We start from the raw sequence: 15,630 nt of genomic DNA, 5'->3' as shown, positions 1-15,630 counted from the left end.
CAACGATGCCTGCCGCCACACAAAACGCCCCACACCGCACTGCGAGATTCGGAATGGCCTTCATCGGCGTCCTGCTCATCGCCGTCAACCTTCGGGTGTCCTTTGTCAGCGTGGGGCCGGTCCTGGTCAATATCAGCAGCGATCTTGGCCTGTCCAGTGCCGCAGCAGGTTTCCTCACCGGGCTCCCGCTTATCGCCTTCGCGGTCTTCTCGCCATGGGCCCCCGGATTCGCTTCACGCCTGGGACTGGACCGGGCAATGTGGGTGTCCTTGCTGATCCTCGCTTCGGGCATCGTGCTTCGCTCTTTGCCCGTGCCCGGCTTTATTTGGGCCGGCACAATCCTGATCGGCGTGGCCATTGCCTTCCTCAATGTCCTGGTGCCCTCCCTCGTTAAACGCGACTTTCCGTTGCGGGTCAGCCAGGTCACCGGAAGCTACACCGCTGCCCAGGCCGCCTTCGCAGCGGTGGGGGCCGCCGTCGTCGTACCCGTGGCACAGACCTCCCCGGCAGGATGGCGGCTCGCCCTGGGGGTCTGGGCGGGGCTGGCCCTCATTGCCATGGCGGTGCTCCTGCCCTGGCTTCGCCGGCACACGGCAGGCACGCGGCAATCGGGAAAGCCCGACGCCGCCTACCGGTCGCCCTGGGGTTCAGCCCTGGGCTGGCAGGTGACCGCCTTCATGGGGCTGCAGTCCATTGCCTTCTACGTCCTCATGGCCTGGTTGCCCACCATCGAGCAAAGCCGTGGGATCCCCGCCACCACTGCCGGCCTGCACCTATCCGTTTTCCTGCTGATCAGCGTGTTCGCCAGCCTGGGGACGGGCGGTGTCCTGCACCGGGGATCAGACCAACGGCTAGTTTCCTTTGCCAGCGGGATGTTGGTGTTCGTGACCTTCCTCGGGCTGGCCCTGGCGCCGGAACTCATCCTGCTGTGGGTTGTCCTGGGTGCTTTGGGGTGCGGGAGCCTCATCGTCATTGCCCTGTCGCTCTTCAGCCTTCGGACCGTGAACCACCCGCAGGCAGCATCGCTGTCCGGCATGGCCCAATCCGTGGGCTACGCGCTTGGCGCCGCGGGGCCTGTGGTGTTCGGCGCACTCCACGACGCCACTGCGGAGTGGACGCTTCCACTGCTCGCCACCGCCGGCGCCATGGCGGTGCTGGCATTGATGGGCCTGCTGGCCGGCCGCGACCGGGTGATCAAGGAATCAGATTCTCGGCGCGGTAGCGGTCAAACAGTGAGGTAAAGGCGTCCAGCGTCCGCCGGTAGCCCGTAAAGCCTGCATCCCTGCTCTTGCCCATGTCCGTCACCACCTCGATGTTCCGCCCCAGGTCGCCATCGGTGTGCCACCAGGACGCCACCCGGTCCAGGTCAGGTTCACGAAGGTTGTTCTCCGCGGCAATCCGCCGCCACTGGTCCTCCCGCCCCGCCATGGACCCTTCGAGCGGACGGGGCTCCCCCTGGTATCCCTCCCACTCCACTCCGAAGTAGGCGGCGAGCTGGGGCCACATCCAGCGCCAGCGGAACACATCTCCGTTGACGATGTTGAAGGCCTCATTGGCGGCCGCGGGAGTGGTGGCGGCCCAGAGCATGTGCTCGGCAAGCAGGCCCGCGTCCGTCATGTCGGTGAGCCCGTTCCACTGGGTTTCGGATCCCGGGAAGACGAACGGCTGCCCGCTGTCCCGGCACAGGGTGGCCTGCGCGGCGAGCGTCAGGCCCATGTTCATCGCATTGCCCACGGCGTGCCCAATAACGGTGTGGGCGCGGTGCACGGACCAGGTGAATTCCTGTTCCTCCGCCGCGGCCCACAACTCATCTTCCTGCGCGTAGTAGAAGTTCCGCACCGGAAGCCGTGGCTCCTCCTCGTGGAACGGCGTGTCCGGCATTTCACCGGCGGCGTACGCCTCGAAGGGTCCGAGGTAGTGCTTGAGGCCGGTCATCAAGGCAACGTGCGCCACCTTCTTGCCCCGCAGTGCCGCGAGTAGATCCCGCAGCATGCCGGCGTTGACGGCGATGTTCTCCTCCTCAGTGGCGCGCCGAGACCAGGCGGTGAAGAAGACGTGGGAGGGGTTCTCCGGGCCAAGCACAGCTGCCAGGGAGTCAGCTGAGGTCAGGTCCGCGGAAAGCCACCTGACACCGGAGCGCTCCGGCCCGGGCCTGCGGGACAAAGCGAGGACCTCCCAGCCTTCACCAACCAAGGTGTCCACCAGGGCGGAGCCTGCAATACCGGTGGCCCCTACTACCAGGGCTGTCCGGCCGCTGCCCGCTGCTGTTCCTGATCCGATGGTCATAGTGCTCCTCTTGGTTTAGGTGCTGGTGTGTCCGCGCGTCAGCACGGCCTCACGCTCTGGCGGAGGCCCGCGCGCTGCGTCACGCCGGGACATGGGGCAAAGACAGCCCACTGGCGACAAGCCGCAGCGTCCGACGGATATTCCTTCCCTGCCCGCCAACAGCTTCACAAGTGTCTTTGCCAGGTGGGTTCCGCGGGGACGATGACCAGCGGTTTCACCCATGGCGTAGGCGTGACTTGCGCTGTCACAGGTCCATGTTCAAATAGGAGGGTTGCACCGGCTGCCCGAGTCCAACCGCGGCCTCGGCCCAACGGAAGGAAAAAGCACATGACCGAACCCCAAGACCATCCTCCGGTCCCCACTCCCGGGAGCGCCCAGGGCCTGGACCAGAAGGTTGAGGGCGGGTGCCCGGTGGCCCATGGCAGTGCCACCGCCCAGGGCAGTGAGAGTGAAAACCCGGCGATCGATTCCCCGCAGCCCAAGGGGCACCGCCCGCGGACCAACCAGGACTGGTGGCCCAACCAGCTGGACCTCTCCGTCCTGCACACCCACGGCCAGGCAAGCAACCCGCTGGGCCCCTCGTTCAGCTACCGCGAGGAATTCCAGAAGCTCGACGTTGACGCACTGAAGCGGGACATCACTGAGGTCCTCACCACCTCCCAGGACTGGTGGCCGGCGGACTTCGGCCATTACGGCGGCCTGATGATCCGCATGAGCTGGCATGCCGCCGGCACCTACCGTGTCCATGACGGCCGCGGCGGCGCAGGGGACGGCAGCCAGCGGTTCGCGCCGCTGAACAGCTGGCCGGACAACGCCAACCTGGACAAGGCCCGGCGGCTGCTGTGGCCGGTCAAGCAGAAGTACGGCCAGAAGCTCTCCTGGGCCGACCTGCTGGTCCTCGCGGGCAACGTTGCCCTGGAGTCAATGGGCTTCAAGACGTTCGGCTTCGCCTTTGGCCGCGAGGACGTCTGGGAGCCGGAGCAGATCTTCTGGGGACCTGAGGACGCGTGGCTCGGCGATGAGCGGTACGTCGGCGAAGGCCAGATGTCCGAAGAGGTGGGTTCCACCGAGATGGGCCTCATCTACGTCAACCCCGAAGGCCCCATGGGCAACCCGGACCCAGTGGCCGCCGCGGCCTTCATCCGCGAGACCTTCAAGCGAATGGCGATGAATGACGAGGAGACCTTTGCGCTGATCGCCGGCGGCCACACCTTCGGCAAGACCCACGGCGCCGGCCCCGCCGATGCGCACGTGGGCCCCGAGCCTGAGGGCGCCAACCTTGAGGCGCAGGGCCTTGGCTGGCTCAGCACCTACGGCAGCGGCAAGGGCGGCGACACCATCACCTCCGGCCTGGAGGTCACCTGGACGGACGTTCCTACTCAGTGGAGCAACCGCTTCCTGGAGATCCTGTTCGAGTACGAGTGGGAACTGGTCAAGAGCCCCGGCGGCGCCCACCAGTGGGTTGCCAAGGACGGCCCCGAAATCATCCCGGACGCGCACGACCCCAACAAAAAGCACCGCCCCACGATGCTGACCACAGACCTGTCGCTGCGCTTCGACCCCACCTACGAGAAGATCGGCCGGCGCTTCCTGGAAAACCCGGACGAATTCGCACTGGCCTTCGCCAAGGCCTGGTACAAGCTGCTGCACCGCGACATGGGCCCCGTTGGCCCGCACATGCTGGGCCCGTGGGTTCCGGAACCGCAGCTGTGGCAGGACCCCGTTCCCGCCGTCGACCATGACCTGATCGACGAGCAGGACATCGCCCAGCTGAAGGCGAAACTCCTCGACTCCGGCCTGACCGTCCCGCAGCTGGCCGGCACGGCCTGGGCATCCGCGGCGACCTACCGCAAGACGGACCGGCGCGGCGGTGCCAACGGGGCGCGGATCCGTCTGGAGCCGCAGCGCAGCTGGGAGGCACACGAGCCGGAGCAGCTGGCTGCTGTACTTCCGGTGCTCGAGCGGGTGCAGGAGGAATTCAACGCGGCACAGTCCGGCGGCAAGAAGGTTTCCCTCGCGGACCTGATCGTGCTGGGCGGCGCCGCCGCCGTGGAAAAGGCAGCAGCCGACGCCGGGTTCCCCGTCACGGTGCCGTTCCGTCCGGGCCGCACGGACGCAGCACAGGAGCAGACCGACGTCGAATCCTTCCAGTACCTTCAGCCGCGCGCCGACGGGTTCCGCAACTACCTGCGCCCCGGGCTGAAGCTTCCGCCGGAAACCCTCCTGCTGGACAAGGCGTACATGCTGGACCTCTCGGCACCGGAGATGACGGTACTGCTGGGCGGCATGCGTGCGCTGGGCACCAACGTGGGCGGCTCCAACCATGGCGTGCTCACGGACCAGCCGCAGGTCCTGACGAACGACTTCTTCGTCAACCTGCTCTCGCCGGGCACCAAGTGGAAAGCCTCCGAGTCGGAGGAAAACGTCTACGACATCACCGACGTTGCCACCGGTGAGCTGAAGTGGACCGCCACCCCCGTGGACCTGGTCTTCGGTTCCAACTCGCAGTTGCGCGCACTGGCTGAGGTGTACGCGAGCGAGGACGCCCGGGAGAAGTTCGTGAACGACTTTGTGGCTGCCTGGACCAAGGTCATGGAGCTGGACCGCTTCGACCTGGACTAATCCGTTTGACGCAGCTCCGGGCCGGCCGCACTCTGCGGCCGGCCCGGACTAGTTAAAATCCCAAACTGGTCAGCCGGGGAAGCTGATCACCGCGGTGGTTCCCCCGCCCGGGGTCTCCTTAAGCGTCAGCTCACCGCCGTGTGCTTCGACTATGCGGCGGCAGATGGCCAGGCCAAGGCCGGATCCCTGCCCATCCCCTTCCCGGTGCAGCCGGACCAAAGGTTCCAGTACCCGCTGCCTGTCCGCCGGCGCTATGCCCTTGCCGTTGTCCGCCACCAGGACAGTGGCTCCGTGATAGTTCGAGATCCCGCTGATCCGCACCTTGAGGTCCCGGTCGGGGCTCTGGTAATTCACGGCATTGGCTACCAGGTTCTGCAGCAGGATGCGCAGCTGGCCATGGTCCACATGGAGCTTCAAGTCCTCGCTGTCCAGGACACCGTCGGCCCCATAGGACAGGCCCAGATCGCCGGCCACTTCGGACGCTACTTCCTGCAGGGAAACACGCTGGCGCTGAAGGCCTCCGCCCATGCGTGAGTAGTGCAGTACGTCCTCCAGCATGGCCAGCATCCTGTTGCCGCTGGCGCCGATGAGTTGAAGGTATTCTGCAGCGGGGTGGTCGCTTTCCACATCGTCTTCGCCCAACTCCACGTAACCCAGAATGGTGGTGAGGGGGCTGCGCAGGTCATGGCTGACGCGCCCGGCAAATTCCGCCAGCTTGGCGTTGCTTTCCCGCAGTTCTTCAAGGGCGCTGTTCAACTGCAGGGTGCGCCGCTGGAGTTCGAGCAGCTGCACCGCCTGGCGGGCCAGGATTTCCAGCATTTCCTGCTGTTCATCGCTGAGCGAGGCACTCGAATTGGAGAAGACGCACAAGGACCCGATGACGAACCCAGACGCCGTCTCCAGCGGCACGGACGCATAGAACCGGACGGCGGCGATCTCCCCGGTCACAAACGGGTTAGCCGCGAAGCGCGGATCAATGGAGGCATCCGGAACCACGGTGGCCTCCCCCGAAAGGAAGACCTTGGAGCACATGGAGTCCTGCCGGGAACAAATACCGGCATCAATTCCGACGGCGGCCACCTGGCGCTGCTCGTCGGACGTGACAACGTTGATCACCCCGTACGGCATGCCGCAGAGTCTGGTGGCGAGCTCGACGAGATTCTCAAGGGGCTCGCCGGACAGTTCAGGAGCGTTGACCAGCGGGGCCTCGTCGATCCGGGTGGCCAAGCCGTAGTCCCGCAGTAACCCGTCCCGCCCAACCGGTTCCATCAGAGCCGCCGTTGTTGAGTGAGTGCCGCCCACTAATCGTCCCCCCTTCCTGACCGCGAAATGGGTCCCGGGCCGATAGTACCGGCCATGGGCAACGTCCGCGAGCAGGTGGCGCCGGGGCATCGTCTCCCGGCAACAAGTGTTCCCCAGCGGCGGCATAGGATTCTGGGATGGCTCAACTCATCGTCCCGGACCCTGCCCTCCACTCCTCCTGGCTGGAGGGAACGGCGGAGTTTCAAGGAGCCCACCTGGACGGAGCAGGCGCCGAAGATTGGTCGCTGGAAGAACTCAAGGATCCGCGCGTGTTTGCCCGCTTCGTCGACGCCCTGGTCAAAGATGCCCTGCCGGAGACTGAGCGGAAGCCGGGTTACGTGCCCTGCACCTACCTTTGGATGGTCGACGGCGGCACTTTCGTTGGATCCCTCGCCATCAGGCATGAGTTGAACCATTACCTCCTCAACGAAGGCGGGCACATCGGCTACAGCGTCAGGCCCTCGGCGAGACGCCGCGGCCACGCCGCAAAGGCGCTGGCTGACGCACTTCCCCTGGCACGGGCGCTGGGGATCGAGCGAGTCCTGCTGACCTGCGATGAGGACAACGCCGGCTCCCGGGCAACCATCGAGAAGAACGGCGGCCAGTACGAGGACACCCGCAACGGCAAGCGCCGGTACTGGATCAGCACCGATTAGCGGGGCGTGGGCGCGCCCATCTGCCAGACTTGGCCGGTGATCACTGAACATGCGCTTCTGCCTGTCGTTGCGGGCCGGGAAGAGGAATTTGAAGCCGCTTTTAAGCAGGCCCGCCCCATCATTGCTTCCATGCCGGGCTTCGTCTCGCTGTCCCTGTCCCGATCAGTCGAAACCCCCAACACCTATTTGCTCCTCGTCGAATGGGAGTCGTTGGAGGACCACACGGTAGGTTTCCGCGATTCTCCCGAATACCAGCAGTGGCGCACGCTGCTGCACCGCTTCTACGAGCCGTTTCCGGTGGTTGAGCACTTCAATCCGGTGAAATTCGCCAACTAAAACCAAAGCAACAGTTTTGGGGGGAGCCCCCGCGCGAGTCTAGCTCCAGCGCGGGGGCTCCTAATGCTTCCTGCCGGGGAACTGACGTGGAAGCAATTAAAAATTACCGGCCAGTAGGTTGGGCCTGGACCAAAACCCCACACCTTGGGCGAATCTTGATCCAACCTTGAGCCGTCATTTTCGCGCCGCTAGTCGGCGGGATCGGCCGCAGCGTCCGGGTCCTCTTCAGGTTCAAAAGTGTTCGGCGCGGCGCCATCGGAAATCCCGATGCCGTCCTTCCCACCGGGGATCCCGCCGTCGGCATTGCCTTTGCCCGCTGCCGCGCCCTCCTGCGGCTCGTCTTCGGGCAGTGAATCAGGTGAATTGATGGTCATCGCTCCTCCTTCTGTGGCTGGGCCTCCACGCTAACAGGCCCCAAAGCAAAAGGCTCCGGACGGGCCGGAAGTTTCTGCCCGCCGTCGTTCCTTCCTGTCCTGCTACTTGCCGAGCTCCGAGGCCCGCTGCTGCCTCAGGATGTAGCGTTGCAGCTTGCCCGACGGCGTCTTTGGCAGGTCCTTTACAAAGTGAATGCGGCGCGGATAGGCATGCGCGGCGAACTGCGTCTTGACCATTGTCTGGAGCTCGGCCACCAGGGCATCACTGCCCGTGGTTCCCTCCGCCAGGACCACGTAGGCCTCCAGTACTTCGCCGCGCAGTTCGTCCGGGGCACCTACCACGGCAGTTTCCAGGACCGCCGGATGGGTGGCCAGGACACTCTCCACATCGAACGGGCCGATCCGGTAGCCGGCCATGATGATCACGTCGTCATCCCGGGAGGAGAAGAAATAGAAGCCGTCCTGGTCCACCATGCCCGCGTCGCCGGTCAGGTAACACCTGCCGTCCGGACTGAACCTTTCGGCGGTCTTCTTCGGCGCGTCCTGGTACCCCTTAAACCACATCATGGGACTTTCGGCCACGTTGACGGCAACCCGGCCCAGTTCACCCGGCGCAGCCGGTTCATCCGCGTTGTCCTTGAGCACCGCGCAGCTCCATCCAGGGAGGGGCCGGCCCATGGAACCCGGCCTCAGCTCTGTCCGTACGTCGTCATGCCAGGCGTTGATGATCATCATCCCGTGTTCGGTCTGTCCGTAGTGGTCCCGCACCGGAACACCCAGTACCTCCCGCGCCCAGCTGATCACCTCCGGGGTCAGCGGTTCGCCGGCGGACGAGGCACGCCGAAGGCCGAAAGGGCCCGTTCCGGGCTCGGTTTTCGCGCGCATGGTGCGGTACACCGTGGGAGCCGCCGCGAAGTTGGTGACGGAAAATGCCTCCAACACTTTGAAGCTGAGTTCCGGGGAGAATCCGGCATGCAGCAGGAGGTTGCGCCGCCCCGCCGCCATGGGCCCGAGGATGCCGTAGTACAGGCCGTACGCCCAACCGGGGTCTGCGGCGTTCCAGAAAACATCCTCTTCACTGACGTCCAGGCCCAGTTCGACGTACTGGCGGAACGCCGCCAACGCCCTGACCGGCACCGGTACCCCCTTGGGGGCGCCCGTGGTTCCGGACGTAAAGATCAGCACCAGTGCACCGTCACCACCCACAGCCTCGGAGGCGATACCCGGCTGCTGCCTGGCCAGGAGCGGCGTGAGTGCCAGGTCCGGCTGGCCTGCTTCTGCACCTACAACCACGACTGCGGCCGCGGTCTCCTGGATCTTCACCCGCTGGTCGGCGTCGGTGATTACGGCCTTTGCGCCGGAAGCTGTGAGGCGGAGTTCGATGGCCGGCCACGCGAATGCCGTGAACAGTGGGACGTGGACGGCTCCGCGCCGCCAAATGGCAAGGAGCATGACCACAAGGTCCGCGGACTTTCCCATCAGGGTGGCCACCGCGTCGCCCGGACCTATCCCCAGCTCCGCCAGGGCGGCGGCCCCCCGCTCCGAGCGCTCCCGGAGCTCGCCGTAAGTAATGTCCTCCGCGGTGAGATCGGCTGCAACCACGGTGAAGGCGACGGCGCTGGGGTCATGGCTGTCGCACAGGAGGTCGGCCCCGCAGGCGTCTGCCGCACCATAGGTGGCAAGAAGGGCATCAACGGGTGGAACCGGACGGGACATTCGTTCTCCTTTGAACAGTGAGACCTGACGGGCAATGGCACCTGAAGGGCAGTGACATAAACCTACTGCAGGGTAGAGCCGTGCGCGCCACCCAGGTGATGGACGACGGCGGGACGCGGCAGGGTGCCAGGCCCCGCCGTCGCGACCTATCGACAGTCAGCCCTTGGCGCCGGGCGGCCGGATGATCCGCCGCTGGGTGGCCGCGGCGATGGCAGCGGTCCGGTTGTCCACGCCGAGCTTCCCGTAAATGTGCACCAGGTGCGTTTTCACGGTGGCCTCCGAGATGAAGACCTGCTTGGCGATGGCCCGGTTGGACAGGCCGGTGGCCAGCAGCTCCAGCAGCTGCACTTCGCGCGGGGTCAGGGAGGTGCCCGGGTTGCTGATCCGGTCCATCAGCAACGCGGCAGCGCGGGGGGCCAGCACGGTGCCACCGGCAGCGGCCTGCAGGACTGCCTGCCGCAGCTGTTCCGGCAGGGCATCCTTCAGCATGTAGCCGCTCGCCCCGGCCTCAACGGCCGCGAGGATGTCCGCATCGGTGTCATAGGTGGTGAGGATGAGCACCGGCGGCGGCACGGCGAGCTTCCGGATCTCGGCAGTGGCTGTGACACCGTCCATCCCCTCCCCCATTTGCAGGTCCATGAGGACAACGTCGGGCGCCTCGCCCAGGGCCGTGAGCCGTGCCAGCTCCTTCAGGGCCGCCTTGCCGTCAGCTGCTTCCGCGGCAATCGAGATGCCGTCAAAGCCCGTGAGCACAGCGCGCAGTCCGGCGCGGACCACGGGATGGTCGTCCACCAGCAGGACGCGCACGTCGCTCACTGTTCCTCCACAGGCAGTTCCGCCAAGGGCAGCCGGATGGCCACCACCGTGCCCTCGCCCGGCGCCGATTCCACGGCCAGCGAGCCGTTCAGCGCCGCGATGCGCTCCCTCAGCGAGCGCAGTCCGTATCCGCTGCCGTCGGCTGCGCCCGAGGCACTTGCCGGAGCTGACGGGTCAAAGCCCGCGCCGTCGTCGTAAATGTCCATGGTCACCTCGCTGCCCAGGAAGGCGACGCTGACGACGGCGGTGGCGGCCCGGGCGTGTTGGCGGACGTTCGCCAGGCTCGCCTGCGCCGCGCGCAGCAAGGTGACGCGGACGGACTGGGGCAGCTCCTGCGGCTCGCCGTCCACCTCCAGCCGGCAGTGCAGCGCCGCCCCGGAAGCTGACGCGGCAGCCTCGGTCTTGTCACAGAGCCGGCGCAGGGCCCCCAACAGCGAGCTGCCTTCAAGCTGGGGCGAGGACAGGCCGCGGACAAAGCTGCGCGCCTCGTCCAGGTTGTCCGCCGCGGTCTGCTGCACCAGCGCCAGCCGGCCAGAGGCCGTGGCGGCATCACCGTCCGCGAGCGACTGTTCCGCCGCCCGCCCCAGCAGCACGATGCTGGACAGGCCCTGCGCCAGGGTGTCGTGGATTTCCCGGGCCAGCCGCGCCCGCTCCGCCAGCACGCCCGCTTCATGCTGGGAACGCGCCAGCTCCTCCCGCGTGCGGCGCAATTCGTCCGCCGCGCGCCGCTGGTTCTCGGCTTCGCGGTACAAAGCCGCGTAGGCCAGGCCGGTGATCACCGAGAAGATGGCCCCCAGCACGGGCCCCACAACAGCCGCGGCATGCGGCACCGGGGCACCGCTGACGGCCCACTGGGAAGCGATCACCGCCACCGTCATCAACCCAATAGTCAGCAGCGCGGGCCGCCGCGGCAGCAGGTGCAGGTGCAGGAAAAAGATGGGAAAGGCGAGCCAGGCGAAGTCAGCACTTCCGGCGAGCAGGAACGCCCAGAGTGCCGTTACCAACCCCAGCCACAGCAGGCCGTAGCGGCCGGGGTTGAACGTGATCCGGTCTTCCGCGTGCCGCTTTTCCAGGACCGTGCCGGTCAGGTAGACGGCAGCGAGGACGACGGCAGCGCCCGCCCACACCCAGCGCAGCGAACCTCCGGCCATCAGCATCCGCACCAAACCCACGGCCAGCAGGACGGCGAACCCGGTGTGCAGGGTGACCCGCAGGACCCGAAGGATGGCCGCCGACGATGCGTTCTCCAGTGCGCCCAGGAATCCGCCGGACCGGGCCGTCTCCGATGTTGGCGGCGGGGGCGTGGCAGGCATCTCACCAGCTTATGCCGGGAGGTCCAAGCGGGAATCAACCGAAAGGTTGACTCGCAGCTCAACCCTTCCATTCCCGCCAATCAACCATCCCCGCGATGCCCGCGCGGGGTGCCCCCGGGAGAGTGGAAGGACAGAACAAACCACCCCTGCTGAGAGAAGAAACAACGTGTTCCTGGCAATCCGCGATATCCGCTTCGCCAAAGGCCGGTTCGCCATGATGGGCGGCGTCGTAGCCCTGATCACCCTCCTGCTGGTCATGCTGTCCGGGCTGACCGCGGGGCTCGCCGAGCAGTCGACGTCCGCCATCGGGCAGCTTGGCGCATCAGCCGCCAAGCCGGTGGACGCCATCGCCTTTGGCGCCCCGGGTTCCGGCTCACCGACCGCGTCCTATACGGAAAGCTCCGTGACGGCTGCCCAGGTGGACAGCTGGAAGGACCAGCCCGGCGTCAAGTCCGCCGAGCCGCTGGGCATCACCCAGACCCGGGCGCAGTCGGCGGACGCGTCAGGCACTGCGAACGTGGCGGTGTTCGGCGTATCGCCCGGCAGTCCGCTGGCGCCCGTGGAGGTGTCCGCCGGGACGGCCGCTGTGGGTGCCTCGGTAGCGGAGGCGCTGTCGGTGGGCCAGGGGGACAAGGTGTCCCTGGGCGGCGTGGAGCTTTCCGTGGCCGCCGTGGTGCCGGACCAGTGGTACGCGCACACCAGCGTCGTATGGACGGCGCTGCCGGCGTGGGCCAAGGCGGCGCACGTGTCCGACGGCGGCCAGCCGGCTACCGTTGTCGCCATCACCTATGCGGACGGAGCCAGAGTGGATGAGGCCGCCGGGAACGCCGCGGCTCACACGGTGAGTCAGTCCCGCACCGGATCCTTCCAGGCACTGGGCTCCTTCAAGAGCGAAAACGGTTCCCTCACCCTGATGCAGGCCTTCCTTTATGGAATCTCCGCTCTGGTGATCGTGGCCTTCCTGACCGTCTGGACCATCCAGCGGACCCGTGACATCGCCGTCCTGAAAGCCATGGGCGCGCCCAGCTCCTACATCCTCCGGGACGCCATGACCCAGGCCGCCATCATCCTGGTGGCGGGGGCAGCCGTCGGCGGAGCTGTTGGCGTTGCCGGCGGCTTCTTTGCCGCGCAGGCCGCCCCGTTCCAACTGAACGCGGGCACCACGGTGCTTCCCGTCGTCGGGATCGTTGCCCTGGGCCTGGCCGCCGCAGCACTGGCCGTCCGCAGCGTCACCAAGGTCGATGCGCTCCTGGCGCTCGGCGGCAACTAACCCCATCACTCCCCGAAAGGAAACCCGTCATGACCACTCCTGTTCCCCTCACCCTGGCCAACGTCACCCTCGAATATCCCGATGGCGGCGGCACCACCACCGCCCTGGACCGGGTGGGTCTCACCGCGGAAGCCGGGCAGTTCGTTGCGCTCGTGGGCCCCTCGGGGTCCGGGAAGTCCAGCCTCCTGGCCACAGCCGCCACCCTGGTGCGCCCCACCAGCGGCCAGGTCATCATCGACGGCACCGATACTTCCGTGCTCAAGGACAAGGAGCTCACGGCCCTGCGGCGGGGAAAGGTGGGCATCATCTTCCAGCAACCCAACCTGCTGCCCTCGCTCACCGCCGTCGAACAGCTCATCATCAGCGACCACCTTCGCGGAAGGCCCGCCAAAGCGGCCAGGGTCCGGGCGGGCCAACTGCTGGACGTCGTCGGGCTATCCGCCAGCGCCCGGAAGCTGCCGCACCAGCTCTCCGGCGGCCAGCGCCAGCGCGTGAACATCGCCCGGGCACTCATGGGCAGTCCGAAGGTGCTGCTGGTGGATGAGCCGACGGCCGCGCTGGACCATGAGCGCAGTGCTTCGATCATCGCCCTCCTGCGGGACGTGACCACGGAGTTTTCGGTGGCGACGGTAATGGTCACCCATGACACCGAGTTCGTGCCGCTGACCGACGTTGTGGCCACCATGCGGGACGGCAGGCTCACGGTGCCGGTCCCGGCGGGAGCGTGATTTTGCCCGAAGGGGGAGACTCCACGTGGGCTGGGTGCCAGCCACCAGAAGGCTTCCGGTTCAGATAAGGATTGCCTGTCCCTGCCGGGTCCCCTGCTGTAGAGCGCTGCTGGTCGATGGTTCCTCTGGTTGCGGTGCTTCAGTCAGGGGCCGGATCAAAAGGTTGCGGTGCAGCGTCACCCACCCGTCCCGTTCCAGCGGTGCGTGGTCGAACTGGTCAGGCACGAAGAGGACGTCCCTCCTGTCGGGATCCTGGATCCCCACCAGGACGTCCCGGCCGTCACGGACCTCATGGCACATTTCCCAGTAGGACCTTTCGTCGTCCCAGGGAGACTTCACCACCAAGCACGCTACGCCAGGATCGATGCCAGGCGCTGCGTAGTAGGACGTCGACTCGTAAGAGGCAAGGAACCTGCTCTCCCTAATTTCGGCATCCCCTTCGTCGTCCTGGATGGCGTGGACCGCATCCTGCTTGGTCAATTGCCGCTCAAGGACTTCGACGGTCCCGGGGACTCCGACGAAGAAGTGTACGTAGATGAACCCCAGGACCACGCAGGTGCCTGTGCCGACAATCGCGGCAAGGGTGATGGTGAGCTTCCAGAACAAAGTCAACGGTGGTGCTGGTCTTTGAACGGTCAGGATGGTCAAGCGCTGCCCCTCAGGCTGGTGATCTCCCTGCACGCTACACGAGATACCGCCACCTGATGTGACGCAGCGTCAGCTCCCCAGGATCTTTGCCTTCTGCGCCTCGAACTCCTGTTCGCTGAGGATGCCCTGCTCCTTCAGTGCCCCGAGTTCCTTGAGTCGCTCGAGGGCTTCAGTGGAAATTCCGGTTGCAGCAGCGGCGGTGGGCTGGGCCGATGCCATCTGGGCCTCATACATCGCCTGCTGTTTGGCAGCGATCCCGGCATCCTTGTCCGCGAATTTCTCAGCCTGCCAGCGCTGGACCCTGCCGCTGACTGCCGAAGCTGTCCCGGCAACGACAGCGGTACGCACCACGCCTCGAAGCAGTCCCATCGTCTCTCTTCTCCTCTTCAGTCCGGTCGTATCGGTCAGGAGACGGGCGGTGCTGCGCCGAGGGCTTCAAATGCTGCCATCACATCGGGCGCGGGGATCCGCGTACTCGCGACGAGCTCGCCCCCGGCGTCGCGCACGGCCGCTACGAAAGGCGCCGCCCAAATGTTCTCGTATACGATCAGCACCGCCAGGCTTCCCGGGAGAACAGCGCCAGCCGCCTCCCCAATGTCTTCTTCACCGAGAAGGCCTGACTGCACCCCCTCCAAGTATGAAAACTCTTTCGCCTGACCACCCGGGTCGGTCAGCTCGACCACCTCGACCAAGCCCTCCTCGTTTTTTGCGATGACGAGCAGATCTAGTAGCCGGATCACACCTTCCTTGACCAGCCGCGCCACTTCCTGGCTGGCCCGTCCCGTCAGCCCTTCCATAGGAAACTCGAGCAGTACAAAGTCGACGGGACCATGGACCTCTGGCTCGTGAGTGGATGCCACGTTTGTTCCTCCTTTATCTGCATCGAGCACAGATCGGTTGCGGGTGCTTACCGCTGAGTGGCTGGCACTGGGGTTTAGCGCCCCGTGCCAGCCAGCAGGGTGGATTGCCCTAGCGTGTGCTGCTGGCAGAGGCTCCATTGTTTGCGAAGGCACGCTCCTTGAGGAAGTTGAACTCCGTCTCGTTGATCGTGCCCGAATCCAGGAGCGCCTTTGCCCTCGCGATCTCCTCCGCAGGGCTGGACCCGCTGGACACGCTTCGTATGTAGCTTTCCGTCGACGCGCGGGCATTTTCCGCCCTGACGGCCTGGCGGGCAGCCATGCCGGGCCCGCGGGCCAGTAGGTAGACCAGCACTGTCAGGAACGGCAGGAAGAAGATGCAAACAACCCAAAGAGCCTTCCACCAACCCGACAGGTTCGAGTCCTGGAAGAGATCCGCCACCACGTAGAACAGCACGATGAGATAGGCAGACCAGGCGAAAATCCAGAAGAACGTCCAGAAGATGTTCCAGAAGTTATCGAAGAAGCTCATGATGACTCACTCTCAGTTTATTGAAACTCCGCACGGCCATGAGCAGCCAGCAAACGGTGCTTACGCGAACGATTATTGGGTTGCCGCCGCCTCCGGAACTGTGCCGAAAGACCTTTCTTCGCCCCCAATTTCAACGGGTCAAAAAGGGGATGCCCGCGGTCAGAAAGGGGGAAA

General features: G+C 65.9%; 16 protein-coding genes. 6 read left to right on the top strand and 10 right to left on the bottom strand.

Annotated elements, in window-relative coordinates:
* The first annotated feature begins 5 nt into the window (after positions 1-5).
* Positions 6-1,241 carry an MFS transporter gene (locus ACETK3_RS11650; protein WP_236799742.1) on the top strand — a complete coding sequence of 412 codons (1,236 nt, stop codon included), beginning with the start codon at positions 6-8 and terminating at the stop codon, positions 1,239-1,241.
* Here the strand turns inward: ACETK3_RS11650 and ACETK3_RS11645 are convergent.
* Entirely contained in the window at positions 1,195-2,286 is a 1,092-nt protein-coding gene (locus ACETK3_RS11645; protein ID WP_237429002.1) for an SDR family oxidoreductase, read from the bottom strand. The genes ACETK3_RS11650 and ACETK3_RS11645 overlap by 47 nt on opposite strands.
* Positions 2,287-2,613: 327 nt before the next feature.
* Here ACETK3_RS11645 and katG point away from each other — a divergent pair, with 327 nt between their 5' ends.
* Positions 2,614-4,908: a catalase/peroxidase HPI gene (katG, locus tag ACETK3_RS11640; protein ID WP_373992931.1), complete on the top strand. Its 2,295-nt coding sequence runs from the start codon at positions 2,614-2,616 to the stop codon at positions 4,906-4,908.
* 69 nt (positions 4,909-4,977) lie between these two features.
* Here the strand turns inward: katG and ACETK3_RS11635 are convergent, their stop codons facing one another.
* The gene (locus tag ACETK3_RS11635; RefSeq protein ID WP_373992930.1) at positions 4,978-6,177 is read right to left on the bottom strand and encodes an ATP-binding protein; all 1,200 of its coding nucleotides are present in this window, start codon (positions 6,175-6,177) and stop codon (positions 4,978-4,980) included.
* A 170-nt stretch (positions 6,178-6,347) separates the two neighbouring features.
* Here ACETK3_RS11635 and ACETK3_RS11630 point away from each other — a divergent pair, with 170 nt between their 5' ends.
* The gene (locus ACETK3_RS11630; protein WP_236799746.1) at positions 6,348-6,866 is read left to right on the top strand and encodes a GNAT family N-acetyltransferase; all 519 of its coding nucleotides are present in this window, start codon (positions 6,348-6,350) and stop codon (positions 6,864-6,866) included.
* A gap of 36 nt (positions 6,867-6,902) precedes the next feature.
* Complete coding sequence (locus ACETK3_RS11625) at positions 6,903-7,202, top strand: antibiotic biosynthesis monooxygenase (protein ID WP_373992929.1); 300 nt, start codon at positions 6,903-6,905, stop codon at positions 7,200-7,202.
* A 188-nt stretch (positions 7,203-7,390) separates the two neighbouring features.
* Here the strand turns inward: ACETK3_RS11625 and ACETK3_RS11620 are convergent, their stop codons facing one another.
* From ACETK3_RS11620 to ACETK3_RS11605, 4 genes are all read right to left on the bottom strand, one after another.
* Positions 7,391-7,576 carry a hypothetical protein gene (locus ACETK3_RS11620; RefSeq protein WP_236799748.1) on the bottom strand — a complete coding sequence of 62 codons (186 nt, stop codon included), beginning with the start codon at positions 7,574-7,576 and terminating at the stop codon, positions 7,391-7,393.
* A 102-nt stretch (positions 7,577-7,678) separates the two neighbouring features.
* Positions 7,679-9,292: an AMP-binding protein gene (locus ACETK3_RS11615; protein ID WP_373992928.1), complete on the bottom strand. Its 1,614-nt coding sequence runs from the start codon at positions 9,290-9,292 to the stop codon at positions 7,679-7,681.
* Between the two features lie 156 nt (positions 9,293-9,448).
* Entirely contained in the window at positions 9,449-10,108 is a 660-nt protein-coding gene (locus ACETK3_RS11610; RefSeq protein ID WP_236820548.1) for a response regulator transcription factor, read from the bottom strand.
* Positions 10,105-11,421: a sensor histidine kinase gene (locus tag ACETK3_RS11605; RefSeq protein ID WP_373992927.1), complete on the bottom strand. Its 1,317-nt coding sequence runs from the start codon at positions 11,419-11,421 to the stop codon at positions 10,105-10,107. Before ACETK3_RS11605 ends, ACETK3_RS11610 begins: the two co-directional genes overlap by 4 nt.
* A gap of 166 nt (positions 11,422-11,587) precedes the next feature.
* Here ACETK3_RS11605 and ACETK3_RS11600 point away from each other — a divergent pair, with 166 nt between their 5' ends.
* Both ACETK3_RS11600 and ACETK3_RS11595 read left to right on the top strand, forming a co-directional pair.
* Positions 11,588-12,691 (top strand): ABC transporter permease, encoded by a 1,104-nt coding sequence (locus ACETK3_RS11600; RefSeq protein ID WP_373992926.1) that lies wholly within the window; start codon positions 11,588-11,590, stop codon positions 12,689-12,691.
* Between the two features lie 29 nt (positions 12,692-12,720).
* Positions 12,721-13,419, top strand: coding sequence for an ABC transporter ATP-binding protein (locus ACETK3_RS11595; protein ID WP_373992925.1), 699 nt, complete (start codon positions 12,721-12,723; stop codon positions 13,417-13,419).
* Positions 13,420-13,479: 60 nt separating this feature from the next.
* On the opposite strand, the gene ACETK3_RS11590 is transcribed toward ACETK3_RS11595, so the two are convergent.
* From ACETK3_RS11590 to ACETK3_RS11575, 4 genes are all read right to left on the bottom strand, one after another.
* Complete coding sequence (locus ACETK3_RS11590; RefSeq protein ID WP_373992924.1) at positions 13,480-14,067, bottom strand: hypothetical protein; 588 nt, start codon at positions 14,065-14,067, stop codon at positions 13,480-13,482.
* A gap of 69 nt (positions 14,068-14,136) precedes the next feature.
* Complete coding sequence (locus ACETK3_RS11585) at positions 14,137-14,436, bottom strand: SHOCT domain-containing protein (RefSeq protein WP_373992923.1); 300 nt, start codon at positions 14,434-14,436, stop codon at positions 14,137-14,139.
* A 35-nt stretch (positions 14,437-14,471) separates the two neighbouring features.
* Entirely contained in the window at positions 14,472-14,927 is a 456-nt protein-coding gene (locus ACETK3_RS11580; protein WP_373992922.1) for a DUF6325 family protein, read from the bottom strand.
* Between the two features lie 109 nt (positions 14,928-15,036).
* On the bottom strand, positions 15,037-15,456 hold the full coding sequence (locus ACETK3_RS11575; protein WP_373992921.1) for a PLDc N-terminal domain-containing protein: 420 nt from the start codon (positions 15,454-15,456) through the stop codon (positions 15,037-15,039).
* Positions 15,457-15,630 lie beyond the last annotated feature (174 nt).

Source organism: Arthrobacter sp. E44 (assembly GCF_041877125.1).
Classification (GTDB): domain Bacteria; phylum Actinomycetota; class Actinomycetes; order Actinomycetales; family Micrococcaceae; genus Arthrobacter.
This window is presented reverse-complemented; position numbering and strand designations above follow the sequence as displayed.

Excerpts from the sequence above, each read along its gene's own strand:
- ACETK3_RS11650 (WP_236799742.1), top strand. The coding sequence starts at position 6 with ATGCCTGCCGCCACACAAAACGCCCCACACCGCACTGCGAGATTCGGA.
- ACETK3_RS11645 (WP_237429002.1), bottom strand. The coding sequence starts at position 2,286 with ATGACCATCGGATCAGGAACAGCAGCGGGCAGCGGCCGGACAGCCCTG.
- katG (WP_373992931.1), top strand. The coding sequence starts at position 2,614 with ATGACCGAACCCCAAGACCATCCTCCGGTCCCCACTCCCGGGAGCGCC.
- ACETK3_RS11635 (WP_373992930.1), bottom strand. The coding sequence starts at position 6,177 with ATGGAACCGGTTGGGCGGGACGGGTTACTGCGGGACTACGGCTTGGCC.
- ACETK3_RS11630 (WP_236799746.1), top strand. The coding sequence starts at position 6,348 with ATGGCTCAACTCATCGTCCCGGACCCTGCCCTCCACTCCTCCTGGCTG.
- ACETK3_RS11620 (WP_236799748.1), bottom strand. The coding sequence starts at position 7,576 with ATGACCATCAATTCACCTGATTCACTGCCCGAAGACGAGCCGCAGGAG.
- ACETK3_RS11615 (WP_373992928.1), bottom strand. The coding sequence starts at position 9,292 with ATGTCCCGTCCGGTTCCACCCGTTGATGCCCTTCTTGCCACCTATGGT.
- ACETK3_RS11605 (WP_373992927.1), bottom strand. The coding sequence starts at position 11,421 with ATGCCTGCCACGCCCCCGCCGCCAACATCGGAGACGGCCCGGTCCGGC.
- ACETK3_RS11595 (WP_373992925.1), top strand. The coding sequence starts at position 12,721 with ATGACCACTCCTGTTCCCCTCACCCTGGCCAACGTCACCCTCGAATAT.
- ACETK3_RS11585 (WP_373992923.1), bottom strand. The coding sequence starts at position 14,436 with ATGGGACTGCTTCGAGGCGTGGTGCGTACCGCTGTCGTTGCCGGGACA.
- ACETK3_RS11575 (WP_373992921.1), bottom strand. The coding sequence starts at position 15,456 with ATGAGCTTCTTCGATAACTTCTGGAACATCTTCTGGACGTTCTTCTGG.